The sequence below is a fragment of the Kitasatospora sp. NPDC090091 genome (genome assembly GCF_044747365.1).
Classification (GTDB): Bacteria; Actinomycetota; Actinomycetes; order Streptomycetales; family Streptomycetaceae; genus Kitasatospora.
In genome coordinates this window covers 68,063-87,550 of record NZ_JBIVDY010000021.1, presented here as the reverse complement: position 1 = coordinate 87,550, position 19,488 = coordinate 68,063, and the positions used below count along the sequence as shown (strand labels likewise).

Here is a 19,488-nt window from a genome sequence, read left to right as displayed (position 1 = left end):
AACCAGGCAGGTCCTCGCCTGTCCGCACACCGGAAGAGCGAACCAGCGGTGCCCGGACTTTTCGGGGCACTTTGGGCGTTTGCCCAGGAGGAGGAGCGAGAAGTGACAGACACCACGAGCGGTTCCGCACGCGGGTCGAAGTCCGACAAGACCGCGGCCAAGGGCGCCGGCAAGGCCCCCAAGGGCGGTCTGCGGATCGAGCGCATCTACACCACCCCTGGCGTCCACCCCTACGACGAGGTCCGCTGGGAGCGGCGCGACGTCGTGATGACCAACTGGCGCGACGGCTCGATCAACTTCGAGCAGCGCGGCGTCGAGTTCCCCGACTTCTGGTCGGTGAACGCGGTCAACATCGTCACGTCCAAGTACTTCCGCGGCGCCGTCGGCACCCCGCAGCGCGAGTGGAGCCTCAAGCAGATCATCGACCGCGTGGTGCTCACCTACCGCGCCGCCGGTGAGAAGAACGGCTACTTCGCCACCCCGGGCGACGCCGAGATCTTCGAGCACGAGCTGACCCACGCCCTCCTCCACCAGGTGTTCAGCTTCAACTCGCCGGTCTGGTTCAACGTCGGCACCAAGCAGCCCCAGCAGGTCAGCGCCTGCTTCATCCTGGCCGTCGACGACTCCATGGAGTCGATCCTCGACTGGTACAAGGAAGAGGGCATGATCTTCAAGGGCGGCTCCGGCGCCGGCCTCAACCTCTCCCGGATCCGCTCCTCCAAGGAGCTGCTCTCCTCCGGCGGCAACGCCTCCGGCCCGGTCTCCTTCATGCGCGGCGCCGACGCCTCCGCCGGCACCATCAAGTCCGGCGGCGCCACCCGCCGCGCGGCCAAGATGGTCGTCCTGGACGTCGACCACCCGGACGTCGAGGCCTTCATCGACACCAAGGTGAAGGAGGAGGAGAAGATCCGCGCCCTGCGCGACGCGGGCTTCGACATGGACCTCGGCGGGGACGACATCACCTCCGTCCAGTACCAGAACGCCAACAACTCCGTCCGCGTCAACGACGAATTCATGACCGCCGTCGAGAACGGCACCGAATTCGGCCTGCGCGCCCGGATGACCGGCGAGGTCATCGAGACCGTCGACGCGAAGAAGCTCTTCCGCAAGATGGCCGAGGCCGCCTGGGCCTGCGCCGACCCCGGCATCCAGTACGACTCCACCATCAACCACTGGCACACCTGCCCGGAGTCCGGCCGCATCAACGCGTCCAACCCCTGCTCCGAGTACATGCACCTGGACAACTCCAGCTGCAACCTCGCCTCGCTGAACCTGATGAAGTTCCTGCGCGACGACGACTCGTTCGACGCCGCCACCTTCGCCAAGGTCGTCGAGCTGGTCATCACCGCGATGGACATCTCCATCTGCTTCGCCGACTTCCCGACCGAGAAGATCGGCGAGACCACCCGCGCCTACCGCCAGCTGGGCATCGGCTACGCCAACCTCGGCGCCCTGCTGATGGCCACCGGCCACGCGTACGACAGCGAGGGCGGCCGCGCCCTGGCCGGCGCCATCACCTCGCTGATGACCGGCACCGCCTACCGCCGCGGCGCCGAACTCGCCGGCGTCGTCGGCCCGTACGACGGCTACGCCCGCAACGCCGCCCCGCACCAGCGGGTCATGAAGCAGCACGCCGACGCCTCGGTCGCCGCCGTCCCGGTCGACGACCTGGACGCCCCGGTCTGGGCCGTGGCGACCGACACCTGGCAGGACGTGCTCCGCATCGGTGCGGAGAACGGCTTCCGCAACGCCCAGGCCTCGGTGCTCGCCCCGACCGGCACCATCGGCCTGATGATGGACTGCGACACCACCGGCGTCGAGCCCGACCTGGCCCTGGTCAAGTTCAAGAAGCTCGTCGGCGGCGGCTCGATGCAGATCGTCAACGGCACCGTCCCGCGCGCCCTCAAGCGCCTCGGCTACCAGGACGAGCAGATCGAGGCGGTCGTCGCCCACATCGCCGAGCACGGCAACGTGGTCGACGCGCCCGGCCTGAAGGCCGAGCACTACGAGGTCTTCGACTGCGCGATGGGCGAGCGCACCATCTCGCCGATGGGCCACGTCCGGATGATGTCCGCGATCCAGCCGTGGATCTCGGGCGCCATCTCGAAGACGGTGAACATGCCGGAGAGCGCCACCGTCGAAGAGGTCGAGGAGATCTACTTCGAGGCGTGGAAGCTCGGGGTCAAGGCGCTCGCCATCTATCGCGACAACTGCAAGGTCGGCCAGCCGCTCTCGGCGAAGACCAAGACCCCCGCGGCCGACGAGGCCAAGACCGAGGCCGCCCCGGCCGCGGTCGAGAAGGTCGTCGAGTACCGCCCGGTCCGCAAGCGCCTGCCCAAGGGCCGCCCGGGCATCACCACCTCCTTCACGGTCGGTGGCGCCGAGGGCTACATGACCGCCAACTCCTACCCGGACGACGGCCTGGGCGAGGTCTTCCTGAAGATGTCCAAGCAGGGTTCGACCCTCGCGGGCATGATGGACGCCTTCTCGATCGCCGTCTCGGTCGGCCTCCAGTACGGCGTGCCGCTGGAGACCTACGTCTCGAAGTTCACCAACATGCGCTTCGAGCCGGCCGGTCTGACCGACGACCCGGACGTGCGGATGGCGCAGTCGATCGTCGACTACATCTTCCGCCGCCTGGCGCTGGACTTCCTGCCGTTCGAGACCCGCTCGGCGCTCGGCATCCACTCCGTCGAGGAGCGCCAGCGCCACCTGGAGACCGGCTCCTACGAGCCGCTGGAGGCCGAGGAGCTCGACACCGAGACCCTGGCCCAGTCCGCCCCGGTGACCAAGCCGGCCGCTCCGGCGGCCCCGGCGGTCGAGGCCCCCAAGGCCGCCCCGGCGCAGGCCCACAACTCCACGGAGCTGCTGGAGATCCAGCTCGGCCTCAACGCCGACGCGCCGCTCTGCTTCTCCTGCGGCACCAAGATGCGCCGCGCCGGCAGCTGCTACCTCTGCGAGGGCTGCGGCTCCACCAGCGGCTGCAGCTGACCTGACACCGCACGCGGGGGCACCGGGTACCCACCCGGTGCCCCCGCGCACGTCTCTCCGGAGACGGGGGCGGGGCTCCGAGGCGGGGCGAGGACCGGGTGTCCTCGCCCCGCCTCTTTCGTGCGTTCCGTGTCAACCGGGGTTGACACTCTTCGGGTGTCAACCTATGTTGACAGCATGAGCGAGAACGGTGAGCTTGCGGCTGCCGCGGGCAGTCGGGATCCGGCGGTCGGGCTGCGTGCGGTCCGGGCGTTGCGGGATCTGGCGGACCGGCTGGAGGGGCTGCAGGTCGGGAACGCGCGCGACCAGGGGTGGTCCTGGCAGGACATCGCGGTCTGTCTCGGGGTGAGCAGGCAGGCGGTGCACAAGAAGTACGCCCGGCGCGGTGCCGGGGGATCCGGTGGGGACAAGGACGGAGGCTGAGCGATGTTCGAGCGGTTCACCGAGGGTGCGCGGCGTGCGGTGGTGCAGGCGCGGGAGGAGGCGGCGGGGCTCGGGCACGGGCACATCGGGACGGAGCACCTGTTGCTGGCGGTCCTCGCCCAGCCGGAGGACCCGGCGGCCGCGGTGCTGGTCGAGGCCGGGCTGGACCACGCGACCGCCCGGCAGGCCGTGCGGCGGCTGCTGGGGGAGGGCGGCGACGCGCAGGCGCTCGCCTCGATCGGGGTGGACCTGGACGCCGTCCGGGACGCGGTGGAGTCGGTGTTCGGGGCGGGGGCGCTGGACGCGCCGGCCGAGGAGCCGGAGTCGCGGCGGCGGGGCTGGTTCCGCTCCGACGCCAAGGGCGGGCGGGTGCCGTTCACGGCCCGGGCGAGGAAGGTGCTGGAGCTCTCGCTGCGGGAGTCGCTGCGGCTGAAGTCGGGTCACATCGCGGTCGGGCACCTGCTGCTCGGTGTGATCCGGGAGGGTGAGGGTCTCGGTGCGAAGGTCATCGCCGACCACGGGCTGGACTCCGCGGCGCTGCGGCGGGCGATCGAGGCGAAGACCGGCTGAACCCCGTGGGGGAGTGGAGGCGGTCGTGTGTGCGGAGCGTGTCTGAACGAGACTGAGCGTCAACTCTCCAGTTGAGGCAAACAGCTGAATGGATATGATCGGCCGAAAGTGTGAACCGATCAGCCCGCCCGGAGACGTTTCACCACGTCGGCCGGGCGGTGGCGCGTTCGCCCGCCCCCGCTGTCGGTGTCCGTCCGTGGACGCCGCTGTTGCCGAGGACCGCACCGATGAGAGAACGCACCAGCCCCGCCGCCCCGTCGTGGCGACGGATCGCCCCGCGGACCGCGGCCCTGACGGCGGCGGCCTGTCTGCTGGCGGCGATCGCCGGACCGGTGGCGGTCGTCCGGGCGGTCGACGCCCACCAGCCGCTGACCGCCGTCGCGGTCTGTGCCGTCACCGCGCTCTGGCTCATCGCGGTCTGGACGGCGGCCACCGCCACTGAGCGCGCCCGCCGGCTGGACAGCGAGCTCGGCATGGGCGAGGAAGATGCGATGACCGCACTGGTCGTGGCCGGCGCCGCGAAGCAGGCGGAGGCGGCCGCGAAGGCGCGGGCCGCAGCCGCGGAGGCCGAGCGCGACGCCGCCCGGGCCGTGGCTGTCCGCGCCGAGGCGGACGCCGCGGACGCCCGGGCCGAGCTGGCCGGGGCGCGGGCCGAGGCCGAGACCGAGCGGGCCGAGCGCGTCCAGCTCGACCGGCTGGCCGAGGACGTCCTGCCCGAGGTGGTGAAGCGGCTGCGTGACGGCGCGTCCGTCGACAGTGCGCTTGCCGCGCACCGCAAGCACCCCCAGTACGCGCTGCTGCGCGCCGTCGCCGAGGAGATCGGCCGTGGCGAGCGGCTGCGGGCCGCGGCCCTCGCGGTCTGCGCGACGGCCGCCGGGCGGGTCCAGGCGCTGGCCACGAGCATGCACGCGGAACTGCGCGAGATGCAGCACCGGCACGACGAGGAGGTGCTCGGCGATCTGCTGCGGCTGGACCACTCCACCGCGCAGGCCGGCCGGATGGCCGACAGCATCGCGGTGCTCACCGGTGCCCGCTCCGGCCGCCGCTGGGCCAAGCCGATCGCCGTGGAGTCGGTGCTGCGCGGTGCGCTCGGCCGGATCGGCGCGTACCAGCGGGTCCGGCTGCACAACGCCAGCACGGCCGCGGTGGCCGGGTACGCCGCCGAGGGCGTCATGCACGCGCTTGCCGAGCTCCTCGACAACGCCACCAACTTCTCCGCCCCGCCGGCCGAGGTGCACGTCTACGTCGAAGAGGTGCCGGCCGGTCTGGCGATCGCCGTCGAGGACAGCGGCCTCGGCCTGGGCGAGAGCTGGCTGCGCCGGGCCGAACGGGCCGTCTCCGCCGAGCCGCTGGACCTCACCACGCTCTCCGCGGGGACGCGGCTCGGCCTTGCGGTGGTCGGCTCGCTGGCCCGCAAGCACGGGCTTCAGGTCTCCTTCCGGCCGTCGGCGCGCGGCGGCACCGGGGTGGTGATGCTGATCCCGCAGCAGCTGGTGACGCACCCCGCGCCGGAGCCCGCTCCGGCGCCCGTGCCGGCCCGTGCTGCCGTCGAGGCCGCCGCACGCCCGGCGCTCGGACCCGCACCCGCTCCCGCCCTGGCTCCCGCTCGCCCCGTGACCCCGGCCGTCCCCGTGGCCCCGGCCGTCCCCGTGACCCCGGCCGCCCCCGTCGCCCCGATGGCCCCGGCCGCCCCCGCGGCCGCCGCCCCGGCGCCCGTCCGGGTCACCGACAGCGGCCTGCCGCAGCGTCGCCGCGGCCAGACGCTGGCCGCCACCACCCCGGCCGCGGCCCCCGCCGCCAAGCCGGCGCGCAGCGACAGTGCGACCGCCGCGGCAGCCCGTTTCGGCGCCTTCCGGCGTGCCGCCCAGCAGGCCAGGACCGGCGCCACCCCGGCCGGGGACGGGCCGCCGGCCGAGGCCGCCACCCCGGTGCCCGCGCCGGCCGCCACCGATGCCTCCCCTGCCACCACCACACCCCCCACCACCCCCGACGCCTCCCCCGTCACCGAGTGAAGGACTCCTGATGAGCAGCGCCACCGATCGTGACCTCGACTGGCTGTTGGAAAACCTCCTGACGGCCACCCCCGGCACCCGGCACGCCCTGGTGCTCTCCGCCGACGGCCTGAAGCTCTGCCACACCTCCGGCCTCGGCGCCGACCAGGCGGACCAGCTGGCCGCGATCGCCTCCGGGATGCAGAGCCTGGCGCACGGCGCCTCGATCGAGTTCGGTGACGGCACCGGCGGCGTGCGGCAGTCGATGACCGAGTTCCACGGCGGCATCCTCTGCATCGTGGCGGCCGGCGAGGGCGCGCACCTCGCCGTGGTCACCGACGACGACGCGGACGTCGGCGTGGTCGGCCACAACATGCACGGGCTGATCGAGCAGATCGGTGTCCACCTGAGCGCCCCGGCCCGGGACGCCGTGGCCGACGGCGACGGTGCGACGGCCGGTGGGGGCGACGGCGCGGTGGCCCGCGAGGACGCGCGGGCATGACCGGCCGGCCGGTCATGCCGGGCCGTGACGACGACCCGGACCGCCTCTACACCATCACCCGCGGCCGGAGCCGGTCCCCGGAGAACGCCTTCGACCTGGTCACCCTGATCGTCTCGGAGCGGGAGCCGGCCCCGGGCATGCAGTCGGAGCACGTCCGCATCCTGCAGATGTGCGAGGCGCCGACCGCCGTCGTGGAGGTCGCCGCCGAGCTGGCGCTGCCGGTCTCGGTGGTGAAGATCCTGCTCGGCGACCTGCTGGAGAGCGGGGCGGTCACCGCCCGCCACCCCCGGTTCGCGCCCAACAAGGCCCGGCTGCCCGACCTCGACACGCTGAAGCAGGTGCTGCATGGACTCCAACGGCTCTGAGCTGCCGGACACCCGTCCGACCGGGCGGACCCCGCTGCGCGGCACCGCCGACAACGCGCTGAAGATCGTCGTGGTCGGCGGCTTCGGCGTGGGGAAGACCACCCTGGTCGGCGCGGTCAGCGAGATCCGTCCGCTGAACACCGAGGAGACCATGACCAAGGCGGGCGAGGGGATCGACGACCCCTCGGGCGCCTGGGGCAAGCGCTCCACCACGGTCGCGTTCGACTTCGGCCGGATCACACTCTCCGAGCGCCAGGTGCTCTACCTGTTCGGCGCGCCGGGGCAGGAGCGGTTCTGGTTCCTCTGGGACCGGCTGTTCAGCGGCGCGCTCGGCGCGGTCGTCCTGGTCGACACCCGGCGGCTGGAGGAGTCCTGGTACGCCATCGACCGGCTGGAGCACCACGGCACGCCGTTCATCGTCGCCCGGAACAACTTCGGTGAGCCGACCCACACCCTGGAGCAGGTCCGGGAGGCGCTCGACCTGCCGGCCGAGGTCCCGCTGGTGGACTGCGACGCGCGGGACCGCGGGTCGAGCAAGCAGGTGCTGATCGAGCTGGTCCGCCACCTGGCCGCCCGGGTCGAGGCCGCCGCGCAGGCCGGGACGGCTGCGGAGTCCGGCACGGCCGCGCAGTTCGAGGCCGCCGCGCAGGCCGCGGCCCCGGCCGCCCTGCTCACCGCCGAAGGCACCACCGACCCGTCCCCGTACGAGGAGAGCACCCCGTGACCGAGCCCGCCGTCACCCCGCCGCCGGGCTGCCCGGCGCACGCCGGCGCCACCCCGCTGTACGGGCCGCGCTTCCAGACCGACCCGGCCCAGCTCTACCGCGAGCTGCGGGCCGCCCACGGCCCGGTCGCCCCGGTCGAGCTGGCCGGCGGCGTGCCGGCCTGGCTGGTGATCGGCTACCGCGAGCTGCAGCTGGTGACCGGCCAGCCGCAGCTGTTCGGCCGTGACTCCACCCGCTGGAACGCCTGGGAGTCGATCCCCGAGGACTGGCCGCTGCGGCCGATGATGACCCCGGTGCCGTCGATCCTCTACGCCGAGGGCGAGGAGCACGTCCGCCGCTCCCGGGCGGTCACCGACGCGCTCGCCGACGTCGACCCGTACGAGCTGCGCAAGCACGCCGAGGAGATCGCCGACCGGCTGATCGACGAGTTCGCGGGGCGCGGCGAGGCCGACCTGGTGGCCGAGTACGCGCACCGGATGCCGCTGCTGGTGCTCTGCCGGCTGCTCGGGCTGAGCGAGGAGCAGGCACCGGTCCTGATCGACGGTCTGCTGGCGATGCTGGACGGCGGGCCGGACGCGCCCGCCGGCGCGCAGCGGCTGCTGGGAGTGATGCTCGACCTGGTGCGGGAGAAGGCCGAGCACCCGACCGAGGACATCGCCTCGCGGATGCTGGCGCACCCGGCGGGCCTGGACCACGAGGAGGTCATGCGCGACCTTCGGGTGCTGCTGATCGCCGGCCACCAGCCCACCTCGTACTGGATCTCGAACGCGATGCGGCTGATGCTCACCGACGAGCGGTTCGCCGCCTCGCTCTCCGGCGGCCGGCGCAGCATCAGCCAGGCGCTGAACGAGGCGCTCTGGGAGGACACCCCGACGCAGATCTTCGCCGGCCGGTGGGCGACCCGGGACACCCAGCTGGCCGGTCAGCGGATCGCGGCCGGCGACATGGTGCTGCTGGGTTTCGCCGGGGCAAACGCGGACCCGTCGGTGCGGCAGCCGGACGGGCGCCCGGCCGAGGGCAACCGGGCGCACATGAGCTACTCGTACGGCGAGCACGGCTGTCCGTTCCCGGCGCAGGAGGCGGCCGAGGTGATCGCCACCACCGCGATCGAGGTGCTGCTGGACCGGCTGCCGGACCTGCGGCTGGCGGTGGCCGAGCACGCGCTGGTGTGGCGGCCGTCGGCGTGGGTGCGCGGGCTGGTGGCGCTGCCGGTGTCCTTCACGCCGGGTTACCAGGGCTGATCCGGTCCGGGGCGGTCGCCGCGGCGGCGCCGCCGTCCGCGTCCGGGCATGACTGTTCAAGATCGAGGAACCCAAGGAGAGTTGTGCCGATGACCGCGCCGATAGCCCTCGACCCGCTGGCCCGAGACAACGCCGCCGAGGGTGCGCTGCTGCGCGCCGCCGGTCCGGCGGTGGCGGTGGAGCTGCCCGGCGGCGTCGCCGCCTGGGCGGTGACGCAGCACGGGGCCGCCCGCGACCTGCTGACGGACGCCCGGCTGGTGAAGGACGCCGCGCACTGGGCGGCCTACCAGCGCGGCGAGGTGCCGAAGACCTGGCCGCTGATCGGCCTGGCGGTGCCCGGGCCGAGCATGGTGACCACCGACGGCGCCGAGCACCGCCGGCTGCGGGCCCTGGTGGCGCAGGCGTTCACGCCGCGCCGGGTGGAGCTGATGCGTCCGCGCGTCGAGGAGATCACCCACGGCCTGCTGGACGCGCTGGCGGCGGGGGAGCGGGTGGTGGACCTCAAGTCGGTCTTCGCCTTCCCGCTGCCGATGACGGTGATCTGCTCGCTGCTGGGGGTGCCGGAGTCCGACCACGGCCACCTGCGCGACCTCTACGAGAGGTTCTTCGGGATCCGCCCGAATCCGGAGGGCATCCAGGCGACCATCGCCGGGCTGAACGCCTTCGTCAACGACCTGGTGGCGCAGCGCCGTTCGGTGCCGGGCGACGATCTGGCGAGCGTGCTGCTGGCGGCGGACACCGAGGGCGGGGCGCTGAGTGACGCGGAGGCGGCGGCCACCCTGCGGGTGATCATCGCGGCGGGCCACGAGACCACGGTCAACCTGATCGGCAACGCCGTCCGGGCGCTGCTGGCCCACCCGGACCAGCTGGAGCTGGTCCGGTCGGGGAAGGTCGGCTGGGACGCGGTGGTCGAGGAGTCGCTCCGCTGGACGCCGCCGACCAGCAACTTCCTGTTCCGGTTCACCACCGAGGACGTCGCGGTCGGCGAGACGGTCATCCCCGCGGGCGAGCCGGTGCTGATCTCCTACAACGCGATCGGGCGGGACCCCGCCCAGCACGGCGTGACGGCCGAGCTGTTCGACATCACCCGGGACCCGATCCGGCACCTGTCGTTCGGCCACGGCCCGCACGTCTGCCCGGGGTCGCCGCTGGCCCGGCTGGAGGCGGGGGTCGCGCTGCCCGCGCTGTTCGAGCGGTTCCCCGAGCTGCAGCTGGCGGTGCCGGACGAGGAGCTGCGGCCGAGCCCGTCGCTGGTGGTCAACTCGCTGCGGGAGCTGCCGGTCCGGCTGTACTGACCGGCCGCGCCGCCACGTGCTCGCCGGCGGCGCGCCCCCGGCGGGCGCTGTGCCCGGGCCCGCGCCTGCGCCCGGACCCGGTGCCCGGTCCTGGTTCCGGTCCCGTGCCTGCGCCCCACCGGCCCCGTCCGCTCCCGCTCCCGGACGGGGCCGGTGGCGTTCCACGCCGGCGAACGGGGTCACGACTGTGGCACATGCCGACGAAGGTCGAACGCGGACCTTGGCGCGGGGTGCCGGCTGCGTTAACGTCGTCAAATCGGCCCGTCGCCGCGTTCATGTCGATCTCCGGTACAGCGCAATGTCGTTCTGTCGTACTGCCGGCGTTCGCGCCCTGGCGAGGAGGACCGCATTGACCCCGACTCCGACCGTGCCGTCCACCCGTTCCCGCCGTTCGGCAGCCGTGCCCGCCCTGCTGGCGGCACTGGCGCTGACCGCGGCCTGCTCAAACAGTTCGGACTCCGGCGGCTCGGGCGGTGGTGACGGCGGGGGCAGGGCCCTGACCGGCGACTGCGCCAAGTTCCAGCCGTACGCCGGGCATTCGGGCACCACGGTGACCGTCTTCGCCTCGATCCTCAGTCCCGAGTCGGACAACCTGGAGAAGTCCTGGTCCGAGTTCAGCTCGTGCACCGGCATCAGGATCAGCTACGAGGGCTCCAACGACTTCGAGTCCCAGCTGCCGGTCCGGGTCACCGGCGGCAACGCCCCGGACTTCGCGATCATCCCGCAGCCCGGTCTGCTGGCGCAGATGGTGAAGAGCGGCAAGGTGGTGAAGCCGCCCGCGCAGACGGTGGCCAACCAGGACAAGTGGAGCCCGGTCTGGAAGACCTACGGCTCGGTGAACGGCACCTTCTACGCGGCGCCGATGAGCGCCAACATGAAGTCGCTGGTCTGGTACTCGCCGAAGGCGTTCAAGCAGGCCGGCTACGAAGTCCCGAAGAGCTGGGCCGCCCTGATGGAGCTCAGCGACCGGATCGCCAAGGCGGGCGGCGGCAGGCCGTGGTGCGGCGGCATCGCCTCCGGGACGGCCACCGGCTGGCCGGCCACCGACTGGCTGGAGGAGGTGGTGCTGGGCTCGTACGGCGGCGAGGTGTACGACCAGTGGGTGAGCCACAAGGTGAAGTTCTCGGACGAGAAGATCACCACGGCGATGAAGACGGTCGCGGGCTGGATGCAGAACCCCGCCTGGGTCAACGGCGGTTACGGTGACGTGAAGTCGATCGCCACCACGACCTTCCAGGACGCGGGCGCGCCGATCCTCACCGGCAAGTGCTTCATGCTCCAGCAGGCGTCCTTCTACAAGGCGCAGTGGCCCAAGGACACCAAGGTCGGCCCGGACGGCGACATCTTCGCCTTCCAGCTGCCGGCGGTGAACCCGGGCGTGCCCAACCCGGTCGAGGGCGGCGGCGAGTTCCTGACGGCGTTCGCGAGCCGGCCCGAGGTGCAGGCGGTGCAGAACTACCTGTCCAGCCCGGAGTGGGCGAGCAGCCGGGTGAAGACCGCCACCGGCTGGGTCTCGGCCAACCAGGGCGTCGACAAGAGCCTCTACACCGACGCGATCGACCGGCTCTCCGCCGACGCGCTCACCGACCCGGCGGCGACCTTCCGCTTCGACGGCTCGGACCTGATGCCGGCGGCGGTCGGCGCGGGGCAGGAGTGGAAGTCGCTGACGGCGTGGTTCGCCGAGGGCCAGTCGATCCAGAAGACGGCCGCCGACATCGACGCCGCCTGGCCGCAGTAGCGGCGGCGCGGCCGCGGCTCGCCACGGTCGCGAGGCTCGCCGACGAGGTTCGCCGGCTTCGCGAGGCTCGCCGACGAGGTTCGCCAGGGACCACCTGCCGAGGGCGGTGCGGGACCACCCACCCGCACCGCCCGCCCCCCTTTCCCCCGGACGGGAGGACGCACCGCCATGTCCCTATCCGGCACCGCACTCGCCGCAGCCGGCACCGCCGCGCTCGGCGCGCCGGCCCCCTTCGGCTCCGCCACGCCCTTGGGTGACGCCATGCCCGTCGGCGCCGCCACGCCCTTCGGCGACGTCACCGCCCTCGCCGGCAGCGCACCGGGCTTCGGCGGCACCGCCCTGGCCGCCGGGGCCTGGGGCGACGCGGCCGTGAAGTTCGGCAACACCGTCGGCGCCGTCGCCGGGTTCCTCGGCATCCTGCTGCTGGTCTTCCTGGTCGCCGGCCGCGCCTCCGGACGGCTCGCCCGCCCGCTCTCCGTCGCCGTCTTCCTCGGCCCGGCGGTGGTGCTGCTGCTGGTCGGCCTGGTCGTGCCGCTGGTGCGCACCGTCTACCTGAGCCTGCAGAACGACGACAGCACCGGCTTCGTCGGCGGCGAGAACTTCGGCTGGGCGTTCACCACCGACTCGGTGCAGAAGGTCCTGGTCACCACCCTGCTCTGGCTGGTGGTCGCCCCGCTGGCCGCGACCGGCCTCGGCCTGGTGCTGGCGCTGCTGGTGGACCGGATGCGCGGCCAGGCGGTCTACAAGTCGCTGATCTTCATGCCGATGGCGATCTCGCTGGTCGGCGCCTCGATCATCTTCAAGTTCGTCTACGAGTCCCGGGACGCCTCCCAGCAGCAGATCGGCCTGCTCAGCCAGCTGGCGATCTCCCTGGGCTGGGAGCACCCGCCGAACTGGATGCTCTCCCAGCCGCTCAACACCTTCCTGCTGATGGCGGTGATGGTCTGGGTGCAAACCGGCTTCGCGATGGTCGTCCTCTCGGCGGCGATCAAGGCGATCCCGGACGAGGTCACCGAGGCGGCCCGGCTGGACGGCGCGGGCGGGGTGCGGCTGTTCTGGTACGTCACCGTGCCGATGATCCGCACCACGGTGGTCGTGGTGCTCACCACCGTCATGATCACCACCCTCAAGGCCTTCGACATCGTCCGCACCATGACCGGCGGCAACTTCGGCACCCAGGTGCTGGCCAACGAGATGTACTCGCAGTCCTTCGTGCAGTTCAACACCGGCCGGGGCAGCGCGCTCGCGGTGATCCTCTTCCTCGGGGTGCTGCCCCTGGTGGCCTACAACATCGTCCAGTTGCGGAAGGAGCGCGGGGTCCGATGAGCGTGCACCGCCCGACGGGCGTCCGGACCGGGCGCAGCCCGGTCCGGAAGACCTTCAGCAGCCCGCTCGCCTCGGTCTTCGTGATCGCGGTGACCGTCCTGTGGACCGTCCCCACCCTCGGCCTGCTGGCCACCTCGCTGCGCCCCAAGCAGGACGTGACGGCCGACGGGTGGTGGAACGTCCTCCTCCACCCGGACCTCGGCCTCTCCAACTACCACACCGTGCTCTTCGAGGGCGGCTCCGGCGTCTCCACCGGGCTGATGCCGTTCCTGGTGAACTCGCTGGCGATCAGCATCCCGGCCACCCTCTTCCCGCTGGTGCTGGCGGCGATGGCCTCGTACGGGCTGGCCTGGGTGCGGTTCCGGGGCAGTGACACGGTCTTCTTCGTGGTCTTCGCCCTCCAGGTGGTGCCGATCCAGATGGCGCTGATCCCGCTGCTGCAGCTGTTCTCCGGCGGTGCCCACCTGGGCCCGCTGACGCTGGTCCCGGCCGTGGACCTCAAGGGCACCTACGCACCGGTCTGGCTGGCGCACACCATGTTCGCGCTGCCGTTGGCGATCTTCCTGCTGCACAACTTCATCGCCCAGCTGCCGCGCGACCTGATGGAGGCGGCGGTGGTGGACGGCGCATCGCACTTCAAGATCTTCCGGTCGATCGTGCTGCCGCTCTGCACCCCGGCGCTGGCCTCGTTCGCCATCTTCCAGTTCCTCTGGGTCTGGAACGACCTGCTGGTGGCGCTCACCTTCGCCGGCGGCACCCCCGAGGTGGCGCCGATGACGGTCCGGCTGGCGCAGCTCTCCGGCTCCTTCGGCGGACGCTGGGAGCTGCTGACGGCGGGGGCGTTCCTCTCGATCATCGCCCCGCTGGCGGTCTTCTTCGGCCTGCAGCGGTACTTCGTCCGCGGTCTGCTGGCCGGATCCGTCAAGGGGTAGGGCGGACCGGCGGGGGCATTGTGGCGGTTCCGTGGACAGGGCCGACGCGCAACCGGTACACCGTTAAAGGCAGTTGCCGAAGCGCAAGGGGGCGGTCATGGCAGGTGCAGGCGTACGCTCGGGCAGCCGGTGGCGGAGGAGAATCGGGGCGCTGCTGGCGGCCCTCGGCACGGCGGCGGCGCTGACCGCCGGCCCCGGGGCCGCGACGGCGGCGGCCGCCACGGCCACCCTGGGCAACACGGCGGTCGGTCCGTCCACCGACACCGCGGACTCCAACTACCTGAACGCCTCCCGGTACGTGACCGGCGCGGCGGGCGGCACGGTCAGCAGCGTCAGCGTCTACGTCGGCGCGGTGGACGCGGCGCCGAACAACCAGTTCCAGGTGGCGGTCTACCGGGACAACGCGGGCAGCACGGGCGCCCTGCTGGCCTCCAGCGCCGCCGCGACGCTCACCGCCGACAGCTGGAACACGGTGCCGCTGACGGCCGCGCTGAGCGCCAACACCGCGTACTGGCTGGCCTACAACAGCAACGGCGGGAGCGCCGCCGTCAACAACCTGAGGTACAGCCCCGGCGGCACCAGCGTGTACGGCAACGGCGGCCGGGCGTTCGGCAGTTGGCCCGCCGACTTCGGCGCGGCCACGTCCGGCGGCCTCAGCTTCTCGATCTACGCGACGTACACCGCGGACGAGACCCCGCCGCCCCCGCCGCCGGGCTCCGGCCCGGGCGGCGAGGGGCCGATCCTGCTGGTCACCAGCCAGGCCAACCCGTACACCCGCTACCTCGGGGAGATCCTGAAGGCGGAGGGCCTCAACTACTACCGCACGGTGGACCTCTCGGCGGTGACCGGCTCGCTGCTCGCCTCCGCCGACGTGGTGCTGCTCGGCGAGACGCCGCTGACCGCCGCGCAGGCCTCGATGTTCACCACCTGGACCAACGGCGGGGGCCGGCTCGTGGCGATGCGGCCGGACCGCCAGCTCGCCCCGCTGTTCGGCCTCACCCCGGCCGGCGGCACCCGCGCCGACGCCTACCTCAAGGTGGACACCGGCGCCGCCCCCGGCACCGGGATCACCGGCGACACCATGGGCTACCACGGCCCCGCCGACCTCTACACGCTCAGCGGCGCCACCGCCGTCGCCACCCTCTACAGCGACGCCGGCACGGCCACCGCCAACCCGGCGGTCACCCTGCGCACGGCGGGCAGCGGCCGGGCCGCCGCGTTCAGCTACGACCTGGCGAAGTCGGTGGTGCAGACCCGGCAGGGCAACGCCGCCTGGGCCGGCCAGCAGCGGGACGGCACCGACGGCTACGAGGCCAGCGAGATGTTCTTCGGCACCGGCGGCCAGCCGGACTGGAACAACCTCGACAAGGCGCTGATCCCGGTCGCCGACGAGCAGCAGCGGCTGCTGGCCAACCTGATCACCCTGGTCGACGCCGCCAACAAGCCGCTGCCGCGGTTCTGGTACTTCCCCCGGGACGTCAAGGCGGTCGTCGTGATGACCGGTGACGACCACGGCATCGGCGGCACCGCCGGCCGCTGGGACGGCTACATCGCGCAGAGCCCGCCCGGCTGCAACGTGGCCAACTGGGAGTGCGTGCGCGGCTCCTCGTACATCTACACCGACGATCCGCTGACCCCGGCGCAGGCCAAGGCCTACACCGACCAGGGCTTCGAGGTGGGCGTGCACGTCACCACCAACTGCCGCCCGTGGGGCACCACCGCCGCCCTCCAGGGCTACTACCGCGACCAGTTGGCGAACTGGCGGGCCAAGTACCCGGCGCTGCCCGCCCCTTCGAGCAGCCGCACGCACTGCGTGGAGTGGGACGACTGGGCGACCCAGGCGAAGACCAAGCTGGCCAACGGGATCCGGCTGGACACCGACTACTACTTCTACCCGTCCACCTTCACCAAGGACCGGCCCGGCTACTTCAACGGCACCGCCCAGATCATGCGCTTCGCCGACACCGACGGCAGCGTGATCGACGAGTACCAGGCCACCACGCAGCTGACCGACGAGTCCGGGCAGTCCTACCCCGGCACCATCGGCACGCTGCTCGACGCCGCCTACGGCGCCAAGGGCTACTACGCGGCGCTGACCGCCAACCTCCACACCGACTACGCCGCCTCCGCCGCCTCGGACGCCGTCGTCGCGGCGGCCAAGGCGCGCGGCGTCCCGGTGGTCTCCGGGCGGCAGATGCTCACCTGGCTGGACGGGCGCAACGGCTCGGCCTTCTCCAAGCTGGCCTGGAGCGGGAGTTCGCTGACCTTCGAGATCACCGGCGGGGCCACCGGGCTCCGCGCGATGGTGCCGGTCTCCGCCGCCTCCGGCACGCTGACCGGCATCACCTCGGGCGGCCGTGCGGTGCCGTACCGGATCGAGACGGTGAAGGGGGTGTCCTACGCCTTCTTCGACGGCGCGGTGGGTGCCTACACCGCCTCCTACGGCCGGGACGCCACCGCGCCGACCGTCACCGGCACCACCCCGGCCGCCGGCGCCACCGGGGTGGCCCCCGGCACGGCGGTGCGCTTCTCGTTCAGCGAGCCGCTGGACCCGGCGAGCGTCACCGCCTCCTCCGTCACCCTGCGCACCGCGGGCGGCGCCGCCGTCGCGGGGACGGTGGCGTACGACGCGGCCGCCAACGGCGTGGTCTTCACGCCCGGCTCCCCGCTCGCCCTGACCACCGGGCACACCGCGACCGTTCAGGGCGTGCGGGACACCTCGGGCAACGCACTGGCGAGCCCGTTCACGCTCTCCTTCACCACCGGGGGAGCGGCGCCGCGGACGCTCGGCAGCACGGTGGTGGGCTCGCTCATCGACGACACCGACTCCAACCACCTCAACGGCAGCCGGGTCACCACGGGGTCGGGCCCGGTGCCGCTCACGGCGCTGAGCGTGCACGTCGGCCCGGTCGGCGCGGCGCCCAACAACCAGTACCAACTGGCCGTCTACACCGACGCGGGCGGCTCGCCCGGCACCCTGGTGGCGACCACGGCGGTCGGCACGCTCACCCCCAACGCCTGGAACTCGCTGCCGCTCACCACCACGCTGAGCGCCAACACCGTGTACTGGTTCGTCTACAACAGCAACGGCACGGGTGCCACGGTCAACAACATGAACTACTCCACCGGCCCGGCCGGCTCCGGCGCCTACAGCAACGCGGTGGTGCCGTTCGGCACCTGGCCGACGGACTTCGGGCCGGCGGTGAAGGACACGCTGCTGTACTCGCTCTACGGCTCCTACTGAGCCGCTGACCTGCCCTCAGAACCTGGGCGGGCGACGCGGGGGCGCCTCTGTCACAGCCGTGTGACGGGGGCGCCCCGGTGTTTTTGAACTTGTTCAGAATGGTCTACAGTCTGCTGCAGTCGCGGTGCCCGAGGCGCCTGCAGCGGACTGCCCCCAGGGCCGCTTCCGCATGCCCACCAACCTCCGAGGGGGAACCCATGTCCGGCCTCTCCACGCCCGCTCCGGCCGACGAGCCGTCCGAACCGGCCGCAACCGGGGCGCCCGGGGCGGGTGTTCCCGGGGTGTCCGCGCCGGCCGGGCCCGGGGCGTCCGGGGCGGCTGCTCCCGGGCCGGGGGCGGGTGTGCCCGGGCCCGGAGGTGCAGGCGTACCGTCCGGAGCCGCCGGCACGCCCGGCGGCCACGCGTTCGCCGCGCCCGGAGCGGCCGCCGGCTTCGACCCGTACCGCGGTCCGGCCGCTCCCGCCAACCCCTACCGGCCACCGGCCGGACCACCGCCGCAGCCCCACCGGTGGCTGCGCCCGAGCGACCCGCCCGCCAAGGCCCCGGCCGCGCCCCGCGCCCTGCTCGCTGCCCTGCTGACCGGACTGCTGACGGCCTGGCTGCTGGGCGACGGCCTCGGCGTCAACCTGCTGATCTGCGGCGCGGTCGCCTCCGTCGGGGCCGGCCTGGCAGCCCGGTCGGCGGGCCGGAAGCCGCGCCCCTGGACGGTGGTGTGGAGCGTCCTCGCACTGGCCCTGCTCGCCGTACCCGCCCTCTTCGAGGCGGGATGGCCGGTCGCCCTCGCCACCGTCTGCGCGCTGGGCCTGGCCTCGCTCGCCCTGCACGGCGGCCGCCGCTGGGCCGGGGTGCTGCTCGCCCTGCCGGGCATCCTCTGGCAGCTCGGCCCCGGCCTGCTCTGGGCCCGCGACGGCATGCGCCGGCTCAGCCTGCCCGGCCGCGGCAATGTGGTCCCGGTGCTCAGGGCGGTGGCGGTGGCGGCCGTGCTGCTGACCGTCTTCGGGTGGCTCTTCGCCAGCGCCGACGCGGCCATGGCGGACGTCATGACGAGCCTCGCCCCGAGCCTGGACGCCGGTGAACTCCCGCTGCGCCTCATGCTCTTCCTGCTGGGCCTGGCCACCGCCCTGGGCTTCGCCCACATCGCGGCCGGTCCGCGCCGCTGGGACCGCACCGTCGTCCGGCCGGGCCGCGAGCGAGGGCGCCTGGAGTGGGCGCTGCCGCTGGGCGCGCTCAACCTGATGTTCGGCGCCTTCGCGCTGGTCCAGGCCGTGGTCGTGCTCGGCGGCCGGGACTCGATCATGGCGAACACCGGGATGAGCCGCTCCGAGTACGCCCGGCAGGGCTTCTGGCAGCTGATGGCCGTCACCGTGCTGACCCTGGTGGTGGTCGGCGTGGCCAAGCGCTGGGCCCCGCGCAGCTCCGAGGCCGACCGCCGGCTGGCGCGCATCCTGCTCGGTGTCCTCTGCCTGCTCACCCTGGTCGTGGTCGCCTCGGCGCTCGGCCGGATGTGGTTCTACGTCGACGCTTCCGGGCTGACCAGGCTGCGGCTCTGGGTGCTGGTCGTCGAGGTCTGGCTGGGCGTCGTCTTCCTGATGCTGATCACGGCCGGGCTGGTCCGCTCGGTGGCCTGGCTGCCGCGCGCCGTCGTCCTCAGCGGGATGCTCACCGCCGCCGTCTACGGGCTGATGGGCCCGGACGCGATCGTCGCCGAGCAGAACGTGGCCCGCTTCGAGCGCACCCACCAGATCGACCTGCGCAACGTCCGCGACCTCTCGCTCGACGCCGTTCCGGCCCTGGACCGGCTGCCCGAGGACTACCGCACCTGCGCGCTGGACCTGATGCGGGGCGAGCTCGCCGACGCCTCGACCCCGTGGTACGCGACCAGCCGCGCCGCCGCGCAGGCCCGGGACATCGTCGCCGGGCGCCCGCTGCCCGTCGGTTCGCTCGCGGCGCGCAACGCCTGCGACAAGGCGGGGCTGCGGGAGAGCTTGTTCTTCGACCGGTACTGACGGCCGACCGGTCCGGCGGTTCACCGGTACCGGCGGTCGACCGGTACCGCCCGGCCGGTACCGCCCGGCCGGTACCGGCCGGGGGAAGCCGTGAGGGCCGGCCGGGAGCGTGTGCTCCCGGCCGGCCCTCACCGGTCGTC

At 73.0% G+C, this 19,488-nt stretch carries 14 protein-coding genes; all 14 read left to right on the top strand.

Features of this window, described 5'->3' with window-relative positions; translation table 11 throughout:
* Positions 1–102: 102 nt before the first annotated feature.
* The 14 genes from ACIPSC_RS30580 (at position 103) to ACIPSC_RS30515 (ending at position 19,348) form a co-directional block, all read left to right on the top strand.
* A complete protein-coding gene (locus ACIPSC_RS30580) occupies positions 103–2,991 on the top strand; it encodes a vitamin B12-dependent ribonucleotide reductase (protein ID WP_400830231.1) in 2,889 nt (962 codons plus the stop codon).
* A 177-nt stretch (positions 2,992–3,168) separates the two neighbouring features.
* Positions 3,169–3,414 carry an RNA polymerase subunit sigma-70 gene (locus ACIPSC_RS30575; RefSeq protein ID WP_400830227.1) on the top strand — a complete coding sequence of 82 codons (246 nt, stop codon included), beginning with the start codon at positions 3,169–3,171 and terminating at the stop codon, positions 3,412–3,414.
* Positions 3,415–3,417: 3 nt separating this feature from the next.
* Positions 3,418–3,984, top strand: coding sequence for a Clp protease N-terminal domain-containing protein (locus ACIPSC_RS30570; RefSeq protein WP_400830223.1), 567 nt, complete (start codon positions 3,418–3,420; stop codon positions 3,982–3,984).
* Positions 3,985–4,211: 227 nt separating this feature from the next.
* Complete coding sequence (locus ACIPSC_RS30565) at positions 4,212–5,996, top strand: sensor histidine kinase (protein ID WP_400830218.1); 1,785 nt, start codon at positions 4,212–4,214, stop codon at positions 5,994–5,996.
* A 10-nt stretch (positions 5,997–6,006) separates the two neighbouring features.
* Positions 6,007–6,477: a roadblock/LC7 domain-containing protein gene (locus tag ACIPSC_RS30560; RefSeq protein WP_400830216.1), complete on the top strand. Its 471-nt coding sequence runs from the start codon at positions 6,007–6,009 to the stop codon at positions 6,475–6,477.
* On the top strand, positions 6,474–6,842 hold the full coding sequence (locus tag ACIPSC_RS30555; RefSeq protein WP_238863956.1) for a DUF742 domain-containing protein: 369 nt from the start codon (positions 6,474–6,476) through the stop codon (positions 6,840–6,842). The genes ACIPSC_RS30560 and ACIPSC_RS30555 overlap by 4 nt, the downstream gene beginning before the upstream one ends.
* Positions 6,823–7,566 (top strand): GTP-binding protein, encoded by a 744-nt coding sequence (locus ACIPSC_RS30550; RefSeq protein WP_400830213.1) that lies wholly within the window; start codon positions 6,823–6,825, stop codon positions 7,564–7,566. Before ACIPSC_RS30555 ends, ACIPSC_RS30550 begins: the two co-directional genes overlap by 20 nt.
* Positions 7,563–8,807, top strand: coding sequence for a cytochrome P450 (locus ACIPSC_RS30545; RefSeq protein WP_400830211.1), 1,245 nt, complete (start codon positions 7,563–7,565; stop codon positions 8,805–8,807). Before ACIPSC_RS30550 ends, ACIPSC_RS30545 begins: the two co-directional genes overlap by 4 nt.
* A gap of 89 nt (positions 8,808–8,896) precedes the next feature.
* Positions 8,897–10,102 (top strand): cytochrome P450, encoded by a 1,206-nt coding sequence (locus ACIPSC_RS30540; RefSeq protein ID WP_400830209.1) that lies wholly within the window; start codon positions 8,897–8,899, stop codon positions 10,100–10,102.
* A gap of 349 nt (positions 10,103–10,451) precedes the next feature.
* On the top strand, positions 10,452–11,840 hold the full coding sequence (locus ACIPSC_RS30535) for an ABC transporter substrate-binding protein (RefSeq protein WP_400830207.1): 1,389 nt from the start codon (positions 10,452–10,454) through the stop codon (positions 11,838–11,840).
* A gap of 168 nt (positions 11,841–12,008) precedes the next feature.
* A complete protein-coding gene (locus ACIPSC_RS30530; protein WP_400830205.1) occupies positions 12,009–13,166 on the top strand; it encodes a carbohydrate ABC transporter permease in 1,158 nt (385 codons plus the stop codon).
* Positions 13,163–14,098: a carbohydrate ABC transporter permease gene (locus ACIPSC_RS30525; protein ID WP_400830202.1), complete on the top strand. Its 936-nt coding sequence runs from the start codon at positions 13,163–13,165 to the stop codon at positions 14,096–14,098. Before ACIPSC_RS30530 ends, ACIPSC_RS30525 begins: the two co-directional genes overlap by 4 nt.
* 97 nt (positions 14,099–14,195) lie before the next feature.
* Entirely contained in the window at positions 14,196–17,342 is a 3,147-nt protein-coding gene (locus tag ACIPSC_RS30520) for an Ig-like domain-containing protein (RefSeq protein ID WP_400830198.1), read from the top strand.
* Between the two features lie 341 nt (positions 17,343–17,683).
* Positions 17,684–19,348 carry a DUF4153 domain-containing protein gene (locus tag ACIPSC_RS30515; RefSeq protein ID WP_400830196.1) on the top strand — a complete coding sequence of 555 codons (1,665 nt, stop codon included), beginning with the start codon at positions 17,684–17,686 and terminating at the stop codon, positions 19,346–19,348.
* The last annotated feature ends 140 nt before the right edge of the window (positions 19,349–19,488 follow it).